At 48.2% G+C, this 1,582-nt stretch carries 2 protein-coding genes; both read right to left on the reverse strand.

Annotated features, from left to right (window positions below):
* Positions 1–67: 67 nt before the first annotated feature.
* A complete protein-coding gene (locus IEX81_RS16455) occupies positions 68–1,309 on the reverse strand; it encodes an IS110 family RNA-guided transposase (protein WP_188805334.1) in 1,242 nt (413 codons plus the stop codon).
* A gap of 63 nt (positions 1,310–1,372) precedes the next feature.
* On the reverse strand, positions 1,373–1,582 hold a 210-nt coding region (locus IEX81_RS16650; protein WP_229727663.1), incomplete at its 5' end, for a hypothetical protein.

The raw sequence follows: 1,582 nt of genomic DNA on the forward strand, positions 1-1,582 counted from the left end.
AAAAAGACAACACAAACCTAAGCCTTCAAAAACTACCAAAAATTAGAAGGCATTAAGGAGGCGGATCTTACTGATTATCGGCCAGCCCACCTCCCTTCGGGGTGTAAATCAGGTGGTCGCGAAGCAGCACGTCCACCAGCCGAACCAGTTTTCTTGCCGTCAGTACGAGGGCGCGTTTATGACGAAACTTAGGAACTTCGTTGAATTTCTTTTGGTAATAAGCCCGATAAACGGGATCACATCGCTTTACTGAATTGGCAGCTTCAATCAAGTAGTAGCGAAGATATTCATTACCGGTACGGGTTCGCGGTGTACGCTCTGCTTGAAAATTTCCGGACTGGGAGACTTTCCAGTAGAGGCCAGCATATTTAGCCAGCTGAGCCTCATTGTCAAAGCGGTCGATCTGACCGATCTCGGCAAGCAGTCCGGCCGTGTACACCGGACCGATTCCCGGAACACTCATGAGACTCTGCGCCTCCGGAATGATGGCGTACAGGGATTCAATGCTTTTGTCCAGTGTCTGAATTTGTTTCTTCAGCCCCGCGATAATACGGGCGTAGGTGGCGAGTACAACATCCACGGAATTCTGAAGGACTTTGCCAATGCGATAGGAATCTCGAATGGCTTTCTGAATCACTTTCGCCAATTTTTCCGGATTACTGAAGCGTCCCTTACCGGCCTTGTTTAACCGCGCAGCGAGATCTTCTAGGTTCATCTGGGAAATCTCGTCTAGAGACAGGGAGTCGCTTAAGATGTCCATGATTGACGAGCTGAACACAGAAGTAGGAATCTCCTGAGTCAATGTGTTGCACTTGTAGTACAGATTTTCTAAGAAGTGCTGTTTACATTCGGTCATCTGATGGATCAGCTGATAACGTGTCCGCGTCAGACGCTGGAGCGCGACATACTTCTCTTCTTTGATAACAGGCACTTGGTAACGTTCAATGCGTAGAAAGTCCGCGATACGGAACGCATCGATTGTATCGGTCTTGTCCTCATCGAACAGCCCTTTGTAGCGATGGATCATGGTCGGGTTGAGCGTCACAACGTCTAAGGGTAACGCATTCAATTCTGGATCTTCATGAAAGAACATCGCCGGATGAAAGCTGTAGATGGACGTGGATTCCATGCCAATCACCACGCGTTTATAGTGAGTGGCTGAGCTGAGTTTTAACACCAGCTCCTTAATGGCACGAGCACCGTTCAGATCATTTGTCAAAGAAGGCTGATCGAGGATATTCTGGTCACTGTCTAAAAAGCAAACGTCCAGTTTCTGTAAACTGACATCAATACCGACAAACAGTTTCATTGGGAAGGACCTCCTTTCTGATCGATTTTGGAATAAGCTCGGATACTCTGTGATGTCCCCTAATTACAACTGCATGAACGCGACCTCGCGATCAGTAGACTCAGGTTGCAGGTCCAAAGCTGCCTCATCCTGCTTCTGATGAGTTGGCCCCGTAACCGCTACATCTTGTGCGTCAGCATATCCGGCAGTTGCCTGGGCGGCAGACTCTATGCGTAGAAAAACTACAGGAGGAAAAAGCCTAGACCAGTTGGATCCATTCCAATGAATAACTAG

This window comes from Sporolactobacillus putidus, assembly GCF_014647035.1.
GTDB lineage: Bacteria > Bacillota > Bacilli > Bacillales > Sporolactobacillaceae > Sporolactobacillus > Sporolactobacillus putidus.

What these genes read in the sequence shown, in the direction of transcription:
- IEX81_RS16455 (WP_188805334.1), bottom strand. Translation starts at nt 1,309, where the DNA reads ATGAAACTGTTTGTCGGTATTGATGTCAGTTTACAGAAACTGGACGTT.